Origin of the sequence: Halomonas sp. SIMBA_159, from assembly GCF_046536035.1 — a bacterium.
Lineage (GTDB): Bacteria > Pseudomonadota > Gammaproteobacteria > Pseudomonadales > Halomonadaceae > Vreelandella > Vreelandella venusta_A.
On sequence record NZ_JAWJBT010001507.1, the window covers coordinates 1 to 240 of the forward strand.

Below are 240 nucleotides of genomic sequence, written 5' to 3' on the forward strand. Positions count from 1 at the left end.
AACCACGTACTCAGATTCTTCGCTGTCTAGCAGCGTGGACTGGCCGATCGGGAAGTCGAGAAAGAGGATATCCAGACGCTGTGCTTCCATGTCCAACACCATGTGGTCGGCGGTGGAGTAGCGGCTGATTTCAGCGACGCTGCTGAAGTTGTCGGCGACGTAGTTATCCTGCAGGGTGCCACGCTGAACGCCGAAGGTTTTGCCCTCCAGGGTCTCTTCATTAGCTTCGCTGATACCTAG

General features: G+C 55.8%; 1 pseudogene. It reads right to left on the bottom strand.

Going from position 1 to position 240, the window contains the following annotated elements:
• Positions 1 to 240: pseudogene (locus tag R0J87_RS24250) on the bottom strand (ABC transporter substrate-binding protein); the annotation flags it as partial.